Raw genomic sequence first — 14,498 nt, forward strand, 5'->3', positions numbered from 1 at the left:
GTCGGATTGCAGGATTGTGCATTCTCGTCTCCGCGCTCTCGTCGTGCTCCGCTCCGAAGGCAGAGGGCCCCGTTCCCGATCGACTTCAGCGGAGCGTGGTGGCGCTGGCGCAGACGCCCTCGGAAGTCACCGAGGCTGAGTTCATCGCGACTCGCTCCTGCCTTCTTCGAGCGGGGTTCGATATCCCATATGGTTCCGATTTCGCCCACAACCCGACGTCGTCGATCGCCGGGGTGCCCGGCCTGTTCGCAAGCGCGTCGGCGGCACGGGTCAGCGGATACGGAACCACGATCAGGGAGTCGGACGATCCGATCAGCGCATTCGGGAAACATCTTGACAGCGCAGACAGCACGAGGTTCGCGATCGCGCTCCACGGAGCCTCCGACGCTCGTCAGGTGAGCGTCACGCTCATGCGTGGCGGCACCGTCTCGCGTTCGGCCGAAGGGTGCGCGGCCGAGGGTACGACCGCGGTCTACGGCTCCGTCGAAACCGCGCTCCGGCTTGAGAATTTCGCCAACGAGATCTATGCGCAGCTCGAACCCTCGGCCATTGCTCGTGTTCTGAAGCGCGATCTCCCCAGCTACCGGTCATGCATGGCAACGTCCGGCTATGTGCTCGGGCCAGAGGAAACGAATGCCTCGAAGCAGGCACGAGAACGATTCGGGGTCTATCGCGACCCCGGCGATCCGCCGAAGCCAGCAGAAGCGGTCATGGCGGAGACTGACGCGAAGTGCCAGCACGAGTCCGGCATGACGAGCGACACGAACAGCTTGTTCTTCCGGACCGCTGGACACTGGGTCATCGCGCACGAAGGTCAGATCATCGCATGGCGAGACGACCTCAGCACGGCGCAGAAGCAGGCGAAGAACATCATCGACAATGGCTGATCCACGGAGAGCGCGATGGTTCACGGCCGGCGCCGCGACCTGCAGCGCCGTCGTCGTCGCCGGTTCGGCCGCGACCCTGACGGTCAGCGGCATTCACGAGCAGTCCCAGGCGTCGACGCCGACTCCATCCCTCCACACTGGGGTGACCGTGATCGAGTCCGGTTCGGTTCGCCGGTCCGTTTCCGGCAGCGTCACGGTGATGACGGACGGGGCGAGCGTCGTATCCGGAGCCGCCGAGAGCACCAGCGGAACGCGCATCGTCACCCGAGAAGGCGCTGCCCCGGACACCCCGCTCGACGAGGGTGCCGTCATCGCTGTCGTCAACGAGCGCCCGACATTTCTTATCACGAGCGACGTCCCGTTCTACCGGTCCATGACCGTTGGCACAGTTGGACGCGATGTCGACGCGCTCCAGCGCGGACTTCGAGGACTCGGGTACGGACTCGGCAGTGACGCGAGCGGGAAGTTCGGCCCGGGGACCGCTCGGGCAGTGTTCTTTCTGTACCGTGACAGGTCGCATCAGCCCGTCGACTCGACCGGAACCCCAACCGACCTCACGACAGCGACCGGCACCGCGGTCCCAGAAGGCGAACTCGTCGCCGCTCCGAGGGTTCCTGTGGTTTCGACCACGCGATGCGGGCAGAGCGGCACCGTCGTCAATGGGCCGCTCTGTCGGCTCCTCCCTCCGACAGGCTTGCTCCGAATGACTGTTCCCGACAGCGAAGCCGATGCCATTGAGGCTGGGCAACCGGTGACCGTCGCGCTCGCGGATGGCTCCTCAATCGCAGCCAGCGTTGGATCGCGCATTTCCGATGCATCGACAGAACCTGGCGACGGGACGGAGGGCACGAACGGCGCGGATACCACTTCGGCCTCTGGTTCGGATCCCGGCGGCAGGGTCCGCGGGGCATCGTTCGCGCTCGACACTGCCGACCGGGTTTCACTCGGAGCGACGGGGTCAGCGACGGTGACTGTCGCGACGACGCCCGATGACGGCCTCCGTGTCGCGGAAGTCGCGATCCGCTCGAGAGGGAGCGAACGATGGCTCGTGGCGCGCGACGGCATAACGCTGCCGATCTCAGTTGGTCTCTGCGCCCACGGAGTCTGTTCGATCTCCGGCTCGAACATCTCCGCTGGTCGAGCGATACGGCTCCCCGATGCAAGTGCCCGTTGAGTCGCAACCCACAAGTCCCCGAATTGTCGCGTCGCTCGACCGGATCTGCCGGTCATTTGCTTCGGACCAGCGCGTGCTCAGCGACGTGTCGTTCGACCTGCGGAGCGGTGAGTCAACAGCGATCGTCGGACCGAGCGGCTCGGGCAAGTCCACCCTCCTGGGCATTCTCGGGCTTCTCGACGAACCGACGTCCGGCGACTACGCGGTGAACGGCCTCCACACCGCCGGGCTGCGTGACCGTGAACGCACCCGGCTCCGTCGCGAACGGATCGCGTTCGTCTTCCAGGCATTCCACCTCGTGCCGCATCTCACCGCTGTCGAGAATGTCGCCGAGCCACTCCGGATATCGGGTCGATCGTGGCAGGATCGACGCGAGCGCGCCGCCGCGGAGCTCTCCCGAGTCGGGCTCCCGCACCGGGCGTGGGCCCGCCCGAACGTGCTGAGCGGGGGCGAGCAACAGCGCGTCGCCGTGGCACGAGCGCTCGTCGCCGCACCGGATCTGCTGCTGTGCGACGAGCCAACCGGCAACCTCGACTCCCGGAACGCCAGCCGCGTGCTCGATCTGATCCTCGGCGCGCGTACCCGCGGCTGCGCTGTTGTGGTCGTCACGCACGACCCCTCGGTCGCGGAACGCTGCGGGGCCGAACTCGTCGTGACCGACGGGCGAGTCGAGCGGCGCCGATGAACAGCGCGCTCTCCATCTCCGTGCTCGCTGTGACTCGCCGCTGGCGCCGTCAGCTGCTGACGGTCGCCGCCGTAGCGGTCGGGACCGCCACCCTCGTCTGCGTGCAGGGCCTCAGTGAGACCGCCGCACACGAAACCGCAGCGACCGTCGACCGCCTGCGCTCCAATCGGGTGATCGCCGCACTGCCACACGACGCGTGGACACGCTCCGAGCAGGAACTGACACAGCGGATCCGGACGACCGGTGGGGCGCTGCGGGCCGGGACCTACACGGACAGCGATGGAGGCGCCCCGCATGTCAGCGCCCAGCCTCCATTGGCCGACGAGCCGGTCCGCGTCGCGAGCGTCATTACGACAGCCGAGGGACTGGACGCCCGGGGCGCCCGCATCGTCGCGGGTACCTTTTCGGCCGACCCTGACGGAATCGCGGATGGCGTGCTCATCGGGGCCGCGTTAGCCAAGGAACTCAGACTCTCTCCAACAGACGGATCGAACACGCTCCGAGTCAATGGCGTCAGCGTGTTCGTGAGCGGCGTCGTCCGCGACGGGCTCGATGGTTCGAGTGCGAACACATCGGTCCTGCTGCCACCGGCAACCGCGCAACGGCTCGGGATCCTTCCGGAGCAGCGTGCCATGCAGATCATGGCACACGCCGGTAACGCTGATGCCCTCGCCGATGTCCTCCCGGTCGCGGTGTTTCCGGAGGATCCCGAGAATGTGTCCATCGGTACCGACCCGTCACCGGAGCAGTTGCGGCGCCAGCTCCTTTCCGGAAGCCGAGCCTTCGTCGTGAGCATCTCGACCATCGTGCTGATCTCTGCGCTCGCAGGCTTCGTGACCACGATGCAGATCGCCGTTCGTGAGCGGCGACGCGAGATCGGCATCGGCCGGGCAATGGGCGAGACCAGAGCGTCGATCGGAACGCGATTCCTCCTCGAGGCGACGATTCTCGGGCTGATCGGTGGAGCGGCGGGCTTCGCTCTCGGCGTGCTCGTTGCCGCCACCGGCGCTCAGCTCCAAAACTGGTCGCTCATCCTCAGGCCGGAGTTGTTGCTCGTCCTTCCCGCGAGCGCGCTCGTCGGCGCAGCCGCGGGCGCGTTCCCTGCGTGGACGGCGTCCAGAGTCAACCCGGCCGATCTGCTCCGAACGGAGTGACGCGTCCGAGCCGCCGATCTCAGACCAGGGTGACCGGCGCCCGATCGCCGATCACGAGCCTCCGATGCCATGCGATCGCGCTCTGGTCTGTGAGGCTCGCAACCTGGTCCAGGACGACCCGGCGCCGTGCCGCATCCCCGTCAGCAGCACGCCAGTCGGCCGCGAAGCCTGGTTCGAGATCGATGCCGCCACTTTGCCAGAGCGCGTCGAGCAGCTCCGTCAGGAGACGGCGCTGCTCCTCATACACCGGACGTCGGTCGTCGTGCGTCATGACGAAAGCTGCGACGACGCCCTTCAGTACCGCGATCTCACTGATGATCTCGGGCGGAACGACGACGCTCGCGGCGAACCGCACGAGCGATCCCGACGCGTAGGAGGCGCGAGTCGCCTCCGTCGCGGTTCGCGCGAACCGTCCGATGAGCTGGCTTGTCAGATTCTTCAACCGCGCCTGGTCGCGTCGGGATGCCTCGTACGTGGTCATCCAGAGCGACATCGATCGGAGCCGATCGAACGCGTCGAGGAGCTCGTCCCGGCTGAGGTCATCGCCGACCCAGGCGTGCATCGCGGAGACGATGTCGTTCTCGCCGACGCGGTCGCCGAGCGCGGCGACATCGATGAACCCGGCGACCACTGCATCCTCGAAGTCGTGGACCGAGTACGCGATGTCATCGGACATATCCATGACCTGCGCCTCGATGCACCGCTGTCGGCGCGGCGCCTGCGCTCGGAGCCAGGCGAAGACGGGAGTGTCATCGTCGTAGAAGCCGAACTTGCGTCGTCCGGACGACGGCTCTGTCGTGCCTTGCGCAGCCGGCCACGGGTATTTGCAGCTCGCGTCCAGGCTCGCCCGCGTGAGGTTCAGTCCGAAGGGGCGACCGTCGTCGCTGTACACCTTCGGCTCGAGGCGTGTGAGCAGGCGGAGGGTCTGCGCATTGCCTTCGAACCCGCCGCAGTCTGCCGCCCACTCGTTCAGGGCGCTTTCCCCGTTGTGTCCGAACGGCGGGTGGCCGATGTCGTGGGCAAGACACGCAGTGTCGACGACGTCCGGGTCGAGCCCCAGGCTGTCCGCGAGCTCACGCCCCACTTGCGCGACCTCGAGCGAATGCGTCAGGCGGTTGCGCGCGAAGTCCATACCCGTCGTCGGGCTGAGCACCTGCGTCTTCGCGGCGAGTCGACGTAACGCGCTCGAGTGCAGGAGCCGAGCCCGATCGCGTGCGAAGTCACTCCGTCGATTGGAATGCTCCTCCGGGAGCCAGCGCTCCGCGTCAGCCGGCCCGTAACTCGCGCTCGCTCCCATTCACACTCCTCCGCGCACTGGTCAGCCGCCGGAGTGATGCAGTTCGGCGGCAGCGAGCACCTTGCGGAACTCGGTGTCGATCTCGCGGCTCTCCAACCATCGGTCCGGGAGGGACGGCTTCTTCGGGTGCCCGGCGCGGCCGCGCGGCCCCTCGGCGTCCGCGCCCGGGTACGGCTGCGCCCCATCGAGCTGTCCGAGGAGATCGTCGATCTCCTGCAGGCTGCTCGCCGTGGCCAGCGACGACCGAACATCCCCTCCGACGGGATACCCCTTGAAGTACCACGCCACATGCTTGCGGATATCGCGGCACCCGCGGTCCTCGTCCTCGAAGAACTCGACAAGCAGCTCTGCATGCCGGCGGAACGCTTCGGCGACCTCTCCGAGGGACGGCATCGCCTGCGCACGCTCGCCCCGGAACGCCGCGGCGAGATCGCCGAACAGCCACGGCCTCCCAAGGCATCCGCGACCGACGACGACACCGTCACAACCGGTCTCATCCACCATCCGGAGCGCGTCCGCGGCGGACCAGATGTCGCCGTTGCCGAGCACCGGGACATCGGCGATGGTCTCTTTCAGCGTTGCGATCGCGCTCCAGTCCGCCTGGCCGGAATAGAACTCGCTCGCCGTGCGGGCATGGAGCGCAATGCTCGCAACGCCCGCCCCCTGGGCAGCCCGTGCCGCCTCGAGATATGTGAGGTGGTCGCGGTCGATGCCTTTCCGCATCTTGACCGTGAGCGGGATGTCGCCAGCCGCCTTCACCGCGCGTTCGACGATGTCGCGGAACAGGTCGAGTTTCCACGGGAGTGCCGCGCCGCCGCCCTTCCGGGTGACCTTCGGAACGGGACACCCGAAGTTGAGATCGATGTGGTCGGCGCGGTCCTCCGCGACGAGCATGGTGACGGCCTCGGCGACCGTGTTCGGCTCGACGCCGTAGAGCTGGATCGACCGGGGCGTCTCGGACTCGTGGTGGCGGATCAGACGCATCGACTCGGGCGTGCGTTCGACGAGTGCGCGCGAGGTGATCATTTCGGAGACGTAAAGACCTGCGCCGTACTCTCGACAGAGGCGTCGAAACGCGGTGTTCGTGATGCCCGCCATCGGTGCGAGCACGACCGGCGTGTCGACCTGGATGCGGCCGATCTGCAGCGGCGTCGAAGCGGTGTCCGTGATCGTCATCGCGCCCCATTCTCCCACGGGAGATCGCACACATCGCCGACGCACACCGGTCCGGACTGGTCGATCACGATCGGGATCAGACCGGGCTGCTGCGCGAACGGCTGGGGAGGCGCATCACCCGTCGGGTTCGCACCGTCACCACCCTGCACGGCTGGCTCCGTCGTCGCGCCGACATTCACGATCGGCTCCGTCATCGCGCCGGTTCCGGGTCGGCAGCACCGTGCGCTCCGTCTGCCGCGCGCATCTCGAGCACCTGGCTCAGCACCTGCGCGAACGCCTCCGGTTCTTGCGCACCCGACACCCCGTACTTGCCATCCAGGACGAAGAACGGAACTCCGGTGATCCCATAGGCTTGCGCCTGCGCTTGGTCGGCCCGCACGGCGTCCAGGAAGGTGTCATCCTGCAGCACCCGCAGCGTCTCGACCCGATCGATACCGAGCTCCGACGCGAGGTCGGCGAGCTCGTCATCGTGACCCAGGTGCCGGCCCTGCTCGAAGTAGGCCGCGAACAGCCGCTCGATCATCGGGAGCTGCTTGCCGTGCACCTTCGCGAGGTGGATCACCTGATGCGCCTTGATCGTGTTCGTGTGGCGCAACGCGTCGTAGTCGTACTGGAGCCCCGCTTGCGCGGCGATGCCGGTGACGCGGTCGACCATCTGCTGCGCCTGCTCGACCGGAAGTCCCTTGTGCTGTGCGAGGTAGTCGGCCTCCGACCCTTCGAAGTCGACCGGCGTGTCCGGGCTCAGCTCGAACGAGTGATATTCGACGTCGATGGCGGCATTGGGGTGCGCAGCAGCGAATGCCGCGGCCCCGGCCTCGAACTTGCGCTTTCCGATGAAGCACCACGGGCACGCGATGTCGGACCAGACATCGACCTTCACAACGTCACTCATGCCCGACCGAACGCTGCATGATGGCCCCGCATTCCGGCCGGATTTCACCCGAGCGCATCACGCGCCGAGCAACTGGCCCGCGAGGTACCCCTGCAGACGGTCGAGTCCGACTCGCTCCTGCGCCATCGTGTCGCGCTCGCGCACGGTCACGGCATGATCCTCGAGGGTGTCGAAGTCGACGGTGATGCAGAACGGCGTGCCGATCTCATCGTGACGCCGATAGCGCCGCCCGATCGCGCCAGCGTCGTCGAAGTCGACGTTCCAGTGCTTGCGCAGGTCATCCGCGAGTCCGCGAGCGACCGGGGACAGCTGCTCGTTGCGCGACAGCGGCAGCACCGCCGCCTTGACGGGAGCAAGACGCGGGTCGAGCCGCATCACAGTTCGCTTGTCGACGCCACCCTTCGCGTTCGGCGCCTCGTCCTCGTGATACGCATCGATGAGGAACGCCATGAGCGCGCGCGTCAGACCGAAGGACGGCTCGATGACGTACGGGATGTACCGCTCGCCGGAGGCCTGATCGAAGTACCGAAGGTCCTGTCCGGATTCTCGGATGTGATTGCCGAGGTCGAAATCCGTGCGGTTCGCGACGCCCATCAGCTCACCCCACTCCGAGCCGGTGAAGCCGAAGCGGTATTCGATGTCGGCGGTCGCGTCCGAGTAGTGCGCCCGCTCCCCGTCGGGCACGTCGAACCGCCGCAGGTTGTCAGGATCGATGCCGAGATCCGTGTACCAGGCGATCGCATCCGCGATCCAGCGCTCGTACCAGTCGGGCGCCTCGGCCGGTGGGACGAAGAACTCGATCTCCATCTGCTCGAACTCACGGGTCCGGAAGATGAAGTTCCCGGGCGTGATCTCGTTGCGGAACGCCTTGCCGACCTGGCCGATCCCGAACGGCGGCTTCATCCGACTCGTGGTGACGACCTGGGCGAAGTCGACGAAGATACCCTGCGCGGTCTCCGGTCGGAGGAAGTTCAGGCCCTCCTCCGATTCGACCGGCCCGAGGTACGTCTTCAGCATGCCCGAGAACATCTGCGGCTCGGTCCACTGGCCGCGCGTCCCGCAGTTCGGGCACGGCACCTCCGCCAACCCGCCTTCCGGAGCGCGCCCCTTCTTCGCGGCGAAGCCCTCTTCGAGGTGGTCCGCCCGGAAGCGGTGATGACAGTGGAGGCACTCGACGAGCGGGTCGGTGAACGTCGCAACGTGACCAGACGCCTCCCAGACCTTGCGCGGAAGGATGACCGCCGAGTCGAGGCCGACCATGTCGCCGCGGCCGCGCACGAACCGCTGCCACCACTGCCGCTTCAGGTTCTCCTTCAGCTCGACGCCGAGCGGACCGTAGTCCCACGCGCTGCGCGACCCTCCGTAGATCTCACCGGACTGGAAGACGAAGCCGCGGCGCTTCGCGAGGGCGATGACGTTGTCGAGACGGGAGGGCTGTGCCATGCGGTGGTGAACTCCTGTGTTGCGCGCCGGACTGGGTGTACGGCACGGGCGATGTACCCCGCAATGCTAGCGGGACGCTCACCGGGTGGGGACGTCCACCGCCCCGCCGAAGCGCCGGTCCCGGCGGGCGTACTGATCGATGGCCGCCCACAGATCGGCCCGTCGGAAGTCCGGCCAGAGACGGTCGAGGAACACCATCTCCGCGTACGCCGATTGCCAGAGCATGAAGTTGCTCGTGCGCTGCTCACCGGAACTGCGCACGAATAAGTCGACATCGGGCTGGTCAGGGATGTACAGGTGCCGTGCGATGGCTCGCTCGGTGACCTGGTTCGGTTTCATCCGGCCCGCCGCGACCTCCTCAGCGATGCTCCGGACGGCGTCTGCGATCTCGGTCCGGCCGCCGTAGTTGATGCACATCGTGAGCGTGATCACGTCGTTGTGCGCAGTAGCCCGTTCGGCCTTCTGCAGCTCATCCGCGACGCTTCGCCACAGGCGCGGGTGACGCCCGGCCCACCGGATCCGGACGCCCCAGGCGTTGAGCTGATCGCGACGCCGGTGCAGAACCTCCCGGTTGAATCCCATGAGGAACCGCACCTCCTCTGGCGACCGCTTCCAGTTCTCCGTGGAAAACGCGTACGCCGAGACGTGTTTCACCCCGATCTGAATCGCGCCCGCGACGACGTCGAGCAACGATGCCTCCCCTTCACGGTGCCCTTCGATCCGAGGCAGGCCGCGCTGATTCGCCCACCGGCCGTTCCCGTCCATCACGATCGCGACGTGGTTCGGCACGAATTGCGCAGGAATCGCCGGCGGTTCCTCTCCAGTCCAGTCGACGGGACGGATCGGATCGAGGACGACCTTGCGGCGGGGGCTCATGGGTGTGTGGATCCTTGCGATGTGGTTGCGATGGGTGCCGGTGTCTCGTGTCGGTCGACATGCGGGAGCGATCGAAGCGCGCGTTCCAGATGCCACTGCGTGTACGCGGCGACGACACCGGAGGCGCGTGATCGCGTCCGTTCGTCGGCTCCGTCCACCGCTGTCCAGTCACCAGCGAGGAGCGACCCGAGGAGGGACAGCGTCGGCGTATCGAGACGAGGCGCTCCGGGCGGCGCCGCGCGGTCCGCGACGACGCCGCCGAGTTGGACGACGAACGCGCTGTGCGGGCCGGGGTCGCCGGTGACCGCGCAGTCGCCGAATGACGGTGCCCAGCCGGCGATGCTCATGGCGCGCAGCAGGTAGGAGTCCAGCGTCGAGGCCGTCGGGTGCTCTCGTCGCGCGAGCGACCGCAGCGCTCCGACGAGCAGCAGGTACTGCTGGAGGCCCGCGTCGGCATCGCTCAGGCGGTCCGCCGTCTCGACCATGGCGCTCGCTGCGGTGTAGCTCGGATAGTCGGCCACGATGTCCGCACCGTACGAGCCGAGCGACTCCGCTTGCGTCACGATGTCGAGCGACCTGCCCTCATAGAACTGCGCGTCGACGACCATGAACGGTTCGAGTCGGGCACCGAATTTCGATGCGGTTCGACGGACGCCTTTGGCCACCGCGCGGATCTTGCCGTGCTGCCGGCTCAGCATCGTGACGATGCGGTCTGCCTCACCCAGCTTATGGGTGCGCAGTACGACGCACTCGTCCCGGTACAACGGCATTCGTCAAGTATCCCGCGCGGGGCCGACACCGTGGGGACCGCTCAGGCTCCGGCGAGCACCGGCTCCTCGGTACCGGTCGCTGCGCCGGCGCGGATAGCCCGGTTCACGGCGGAGACGATCGCCTTCAGGGAGGCCGTGGCGATGTCAGCGTCGATTCCCACGCCCCAGAGACGCCGGCCATCGACGTCGAGCTCGACGTACGACGCGGCCTGCGCATCGCCCGATGCACTCAACGTGTGCTCGACGTAGTCGTACAGCGTGACGACGACGCCCTGCTGCCGGAGGACATCGATGAACGCATCGATCGGCCCGGTGCCGTCGGCCTCCGCATCGAGCACATCGTCGTCGACACGAAGCCGTACCGAGAGATGCGTCGATCCAGTGAAGTCGCTCGCCGTCGCTGTCTTCGTGAGCTCGTACCGACCCCACTTCTCCTCGTCGACGTCCGCGGGCAGGTACTCGTCCTTGAAGAGCTCCCAGATCGCCTCGGACGTGAACTCGCCGCCGTCGGCGTCGGTGCGCTGCTGCACCACGCCCGAGAACTCGATCTGCAGTCTGCGCGGGAGGTCGAGCGCGTGGTCCGTCTTCAGCAGGTAGGCAACGCCGCCCTTGCCGGACTGCGAGTTGACGCGAATGACCGCTTCGTACGAGCGGCCGATGTCTTTCGGATCGACGGGCAGATACGGGACGGCCCAGACGATCTCGTCGACGGTCGTTCCTGCGGCGGAGGCACGAGCCTCCATCGACTCGAAGCCCTTCTTGATCGCATCCTGGTGTGATCCGCTGAACGCCGTGTAGACGAGATCCCCCGCCCAAGGCTGTCGCTCTGGAACGGGCAACTGGTTGCAGTACTCGACCGTGCGCTTGATCTGATCGATGTCCGCGAATGAGATCTGCGGGTCGATCCCCTGGGTGAACAGATTCATGCCGAGCGCGACGAGATCGACGTTGCCCGTGCGCTCGCCGTTCCCGAACAGGCAGCCCTCGATCCGGTCCGCACCTGCCATGTAGCCGAGTTCTGCGGCCGCGATGGCCGTGCCACGGTCGTTGTGCGGATGGAGCGAGAGGATCACGTTCTCACGGTGGTGCAGACGTCGCGACATCCATTCGATCGAGTCGGCGTAGATGTTCGGGGTCGCCATCTCGACGGTTGCAGGCAGATTGATGATCACCTTGCGATCCGGGGTCGGCTCGAACACCTCGAGAACCTCGTTGCAGACACGGAGCGCGACGTCGAGCTCCGTCCCGGTGTAGGACTCGGGCGAGTACTCGTAGAAGACCCGGGTGCCGCGCTGGAGCCGCGCCTCGGCTGCTTTGCAGAGCCGCGCTCCTTCCAGGGCGATGTCGACGATGCCCTGGACGTCCGTTCGGAACACGACCTCGCGCTGCAGGATCGACGTTGAGTTGTAGAGATGCACGATCGCCTGCTTCGCACCGTCGATCGCCTCGTAGGTGCGGTCGATCAGGTGCTCGCGCGCCTGTGTGAGCACCTGGATCGTGACGTCCGACGGGATTGCGTCATCGTCGATCAGCGAGCGGACGAAATCGAAGTCCGTCTGGGACGCGCTCGGGAAGCCGACCTCGATCTCCTTGTAGCCCATGCGCACGAGGAGATCGAACATGGTGCGCTTCCGGTCCGCGTCCATCGGATCGATCAGTGCCTGGTTGCCGTCCCGGAGGTCGACCGCGCACCACCGCGGAGCCTGCTCGATGCGCCTGGACGGCCACGTGCGGTCGGGAAGGTCGACGGTGATCTGCTCGGCGTACGGGACGTACTTGTGAATCGGCATCCCTGACGGGCGCTGCGTGTTCTGCATGATGCGTACCTCTGTGTTTTCGTCGGCTGGAGTGGTACGGCCACGACGAACTCCGCGACGGGGTGGGCCGAGTGTCAGGCCCCGTCGCGGCAGCGAAGGAGGAGCGTTGCCGAAAGCATCACCGCCACCGTAGCACTGGTATCCCAGCTCGTCACCTGCCGTGACTACTCGACGGCGAGGGCCTCGGTCGGGGGGACACGGGTGACACGGCGCAGCGGGGCGATCGACGCAAGCACGGCGAGCAGCCCGCCGCCGACAGCGACGATGCCGAGCGTCGTCGGCGGCAGGACCGGCACGATCGGTGCACCGGTTGTCTTGTATCCGAAGAGTGCCACGGCGCCCGCCCACCCATACACGGTGCCGAGCACGACCCCGACGAGCAACGCCGTCGCGACCATCTGCAAGGACTCGATGACGACCATGCCACGGACTTGCGCGCCGGTGAGTCCGATCGCGCGCAGCAGCGCGACCTCGCGCTGGCGTTGCAGGATCCCGAGCGCGAGGACGTTGATCACGCCGATGGCTGCGATGACTGCCGAGAAGCCGGCGAGGCCGCCGGCGATCGCATCCATCGTTGCGAACGCTCGATGGGTCGCCACGAGCGTCGCCTTGGGAAGGTCGAACTGTCCGACGATCTGATGCTCATACGTCGCCAGGGCTGTCGAGAAGGTGACGAGGAGCGTCACGCCGATCACGAGGCCGACTGTGGCGCGGGCAGCCCGAGCGGGCTCCCGAACAGCGTTCCGTCCGGCGAGCAGCACGGTAGGGCTCGATGCTCCGAGGCGTCCGACCACGCCGAGAACCGGTGGCAGGAAGAACGGCGCTCCGACCACCACTCCCGTGAATGACACGAACCCGCCAAGCATCGCGACGAAGACCATCTCCGGGCCCGCGCTGTACCCGAGCACGCCCATCGCGAGCAACGCAGTCCCAGCGATCACTGCCAGGAGTGCTGCCACCGCGCGGCCCCGCGATGCGCGACGATCCGTGCGCGCCGACCGGGATTCGCCCGCGAGCGCTTCGATGGGACGCACCTCGAGGACGCGTCGGGAACCGACACGGAATGCGAGCCATGTGGTGAGGACGACGCCTGCGCCGGGCAGGATCAGCGTCGTCGGGATGAGCGTGTAGTGGCCGGGCGGGAACACGCCCGCATTGCGGAGTGCTGCAAGCACGATTGCGCCCGAAAGGACGGCGAACGCCGTCCCGGCGATGGCGCCGAGCGCGCCGACGAGCAGTCCGGAGCGCGTGATCGTCGATCGGAGGCGAGCGCTCGAAGCGCCGATGAGGCGCTCAAGGGCGATGAGACGGCTGCGTCCGGCGATCACGGTCGCGCATGTGTTCGCGGTCACGACGCCCGACACGTAGAGCGCGATGCCGAGGAACACCAAGCCCACGATGTCGAGCACGGCGATCAAGGAGGTAAAGCGCTGGAGCCCGCTCGCGACTGCGTAGTCGCCGAGCAGCGCACTGGCTATCAGCATCGCGCTGCCGAACGCGGAACCGAGCGCGGCGACGACCAGCGTCGAGACGAAATCGCGCAGGAGCGTCATGCCGCTGTCTCCAGCCCGAGCACGACCGAGCTGATCGAGGCCGCGTCAAGGCCGCTGTGATCAGCCTCGATGCGCCCGTCCGCGAGGAACACGACGCGGTCCGCGGTCGCCGCCGCGATCGGATCGTGGGTGACCATCACAACGGTCTGCCCCCACGAGCTCGTCGCTCGTCGGAGAATCGCGAGCACCTCACGCCCGGTCCGTGAGTCGAGCGCGCCGGTCGGCTCATCCGCAAAGATGACAGCCGGCCGCGTCGCGAGTGCGCGGGCGATTGCGACCCGTTGCTGCTGGCCGCCGGACAGTTGTGCGGGTCGGTGCTGGAGGCGGTCGCGCAACCCGAGCTGGTTGACCAGCGTGGCTATCCATTGCGACTCCGCCCCGGAAGGTCGTCGTCCGTCGAGCGTGATCGGCAACGCGATGTTCTCGGCGACATCGAGTGTCGGGACGAGATTGAACGACTGGAAGACGAACCCGACCTTCCGGCGGCGCAGTTCCGTCAGGCCGCGATCAGGCGTGCGCGTGATGTCGATGCCGTCGATCAGAATGCGTCCGTCCGAGACGCTGTCGAGCCCCGCCGCCACGTGCATCAGCGTCGATTTCCCGGAGCCGCTCGGCCCCATGATGGCGGTGAATTCGCCGGCGACGACGTTGAGCGTGACGTGATCGAGCGCGACGACGCTCTGCCCGTATCGCTTCGAAACACGTTCCAGTTGAAGGATCGGCGTCCCCGATGGACTGCTGAGTTCGGTCATGCTCTCAGCGTGTCGGGCGACG

14 protein-coding genes are annotated in these 14,498 nt (G+C 67.1%); 4 read left to right on the forward strand and 10 right to left on the reverse strand.

Features of this window, described 5'->3' with window-relative positions:
* The first annotated feature begins 14 nt into the window (after positions 1-14).
* From CAM01S_RS09615 to CAM01S_RS09630, 4 genes are all read left to right on the forward strand, one after another.
* On the forward strand, positions 15-887 hold the full coding sequence (locus CAM01S_RS09615; RefSeq protein ID WP_066520325.1) for a hypothetical protein: 873 nt from the start codon (positions 15-17) through the stop codon (positions 885-887).
* Positions 880-2,061, forward strand: a complete 1,182-nt coding sequence (locus CAM01S_RS09620; protein WP_066520326.1) for a hypothetical protein — start codon at positions 880-882, stop codon at positions 2,059-2,061. Before CAM01S_RS09615 ends, CAM01S_RS09620 begins: the two co-directional genes overlap by 8 nt.
* Before the next feature lie 73 nt (positions 2,062-2,134).
* A complete protein-coding gene (locus tag CAM01S_RS09625; RefSeq protein ID WP_217999729.1) occupies positions 2,135-2,746 on the forward strand; it encodes an ABC transporter ATP-binding protein in 612 nt (203 codons plus the stop codon).
* The gene (locus CAM01S_RS09630; RefSeq protein ID WP_066520328.1) at positions 2,743-3,900 is read left to right on the forward strand and encodes an ABC transporter permease; all 1,158 of its coding nucleotides are present in this window, start codon (positions 2,743-2,745) and stop codon (positions 3,898-3,900) included. The genes CAM01S_RS09625 and CAM01S_RS09630 overlap by 4 nt, the downstream gene beginning before the upstream one ends.
* Positions 3,901-3,919: 19 nt before the next feature.
* On the opposite strand, the gene CAM01S_RS09635 is transcribed toward CAM01S_RS09630, so the two are convergent.
* The 10 genes from CAM01S_RS09635 to CAM01S_RS09680 form a co-directional block, all read right to left on the reverse strand.
* Positions 3,920-5,197 carry a deoxyguanosinetriphosphate triphosphohydrolase gene (locus CAM01S_RS09635; RefSeq protein ID WP_066520334.1) on the reverse strand — a complete coding sequence of 426 codons (1,278 nt, stop codon included), beginning with the start codon at positions 5,195-5,197 and terminating at the stop codon, positions 3,920-3,922.
* 21 nt (positions 5,198-5,218) lie between these two features.
* Positions 5,219-6,373 (reverse strand): tRNA dihydrouridine synthase DusB, encoded by a 1,155-nt coding sequence (dusB, locus tag CAM01S_RS09640; protein ID WP_066520342.1) that lies wholly within the window; start codon positions 6,371-6,373, stop codon positions 5,219-5,221.
* Positions 6,370-6,567 carry a hypothetical protein gene (locus CAM01S_RS09645; RefSeq protein WP_066520344.1) on the reverse strand — a complete coding sequence of 66 codons (198 nt, stop codon included), beginning with the start codon at positions 6,565-6,567 and terminating at the stop codon, positions 6,370-6,372. The genes dusB and CAM01S_RS09645 overlap by 4 nt, the downstream gene beginning before the upstream one ends.
* A complete protein-coding gene (locus tag CAM01S_RS09650; RefSeq protein ID WP_066520346.1) occupies positions 6,564-7,265 on the reverse strand; it encodes a DsbA family oxidoreductase in 702 nt (233 codons plus the stop codon). The genes CAM01S_RS09645 and CAM01S_RS09650 overlap by 4 nt, the downstream gene beginning before the upstream one ends.
* Before the next feature lie 57 nt (positions 7,266-7,322).
* A complete protein-coding gene (locus CAM01S_RS09655; RefSeq protein ID WP_066520347.1) occupies positions 7,323-8,708 on the reverse strand; it encodes a glycine--tRNA ligase in 1,386 nt (461 codons plus the stop codon).
* Between the two features lie 78 nt (positions 8,709-8,786).
* Positions 8,787-9,584: an isoprenyl transferase gene (locus tag CAM01S_RS09660; protein ID WP_066520354.1), complete on the reverse strand. Its 798-nt coding sequence runs from the start codon at positions 9,582-9,584 to the stop codon at positions 8,787-8,789.
* Positions 9,581-10,354 (reverse strand): DNA repair protein RecO, encoded by a 774-nt coding sequence (recO, locus tag CAM01S_RS09665; RefSeq protein WP_066520356.1) that lies wholly within the window; start codon positions 10,352-10,354, stop codon positions 9,581-9,583. Before recO ends, CAM01S_RS09660 begins: the two co-directional genes overlap by 4 nt.
* 41 nt (positions 10,355-10,395) lie before the next feature.
* Complete coding sequence (gene leuA, locus CAM01S_RS09670) at positions 10,396-12,171, reverse strand: 2-isopropylmalate synthase (protein WP_066520358.1); 1,776 nt, start codon at positions 12,169-12,171, stop codon at positions 10,396-10,398.
* Between the two features lie 164 nt (positions 12,172-12,335).
* Positions 12,336-13,724 carry an ABC transporter permease gene (locus CAM01S_RS09675; RefSeq protein ID WP_066520360.1) on the reverse strand — a complete coding sequence of 463 codons (1,389 nt, stop codon included), beginning with the start codon at positions 13,722-13,724 and terminating at the stop codon, positions 12,336-12,338.
* Positions 13,721-14,476, reverse strand: a complete 756-nt coding sequence (locus CAM01S_RS09680) for an ABC transporter ATP-binding protein (RefSeq protein WP_066520364.1) — start codon at positions 14,474-14,476, stop codon at positions 13,721-13,723. Before CAM01S_RS09680 ends, CAM01S_RS09675 begins: the two co-directional genes overlap by 4 nt.
* Positions 14,477-14,498: the final 22 nt, after the last annotated feature.

Origin of the sequence: Curtobacterium ammoniigenes NBRC 101786, from assembly GCF_001571045.1 — a bacterium.
Classification (GTDB): Bacteria; Actinomycetota; Actinomycetes; order Actinomycetales; family Microbacteriaceae; genus Curtobacterium; species Curtobacterium ammoniigenes.

Bases quoted from the DNA above. Each gene is read 5' to 3' on its own strand.
- CAM01S_RS09620 (WP_066520326.1), top strand. From the start codon at position 880: ATGGCTGATCCACGGAGAGCGCGATGGTTCACGGCCGGCGCCGCGACC.
- CAM01S_RS09635 (WP_066520334.1), bottom strand. From the start codon at position 5,197: ATGGGAGCGAGCGCGAGTTACGGGCCGGCTGACGCGGAGCGCTGGCTC.
- CAM01S_RS09660 (WP_066520354.1), bottom strand. From the start codon at position 9,584: ATGAGCCCCCGCCGCAAGGTCGTCCTCGATCCGATCCGTCCCGTCGAC.
- CAM01S_RS09645 (WP_066520344.1), bottom strand. From the start codon at position 6,567: ATGACGGAGCCGATCGTGAATGTCGGCGCGACGACGGAGCCAGCCGTG.
- CAM01S_RS09650 (WP_066520346.1), bottom strand. From the start codon at position 7,265: ATGAGTGACGTTGTGAAGGTCGATGTCTGGTCCGACATCGCGTGCCCG.
- leuA (WP_066520358.1), bottom strand. From the start codon at position 12,171: ATGCAGAACACGCAGCGCCCGTCAGGGATGCCGATTCACAAGTACGTC.
- CAM01S_RS09655 (WP_066520347.1), bottom strand. From the start codon at position 8,708: ATGGCACAGCCCTCCCGTCTCGACAACGTCATCGCCCTCGCGAAGCGC.
- CAM01S_RS09680 (WP_066520364.1), bottom strand. From the start codon at position 14,476: ATGACCGAACTCAGCAGTCCATCGGGGACGCCGATCCTTCAACTGGAA.
- dusB (WP_066520342.1), bottom strand. From the start codon at position 6,373: ATGACGATCACGGACACCGCTTCGACGCCGCTGCAGATCGGCCGCATC.
- recO (WP_066520356.1), bottom strand. From the start codon at position 10,354: ATGCCGTTGTACCGGGACGAGTGCGTCGTACTGCGCACCCATAAGCTG.
- CAM01S_RS09675 (WP_066520360.1), bottom strand. From the start codon at position 13,724: ATGACGCTCCTGCGCGATTTCGTCTCGACGCTGGTCGTCGCCGCGCTC.
- CAM01S_RS09630 (WP_066520328.1), top strand. From the start codon at position 2,743: ATGAACAGCGCGCTCTCCATCTCCGTGCTCGCTGTGACTCGCCGCTGG.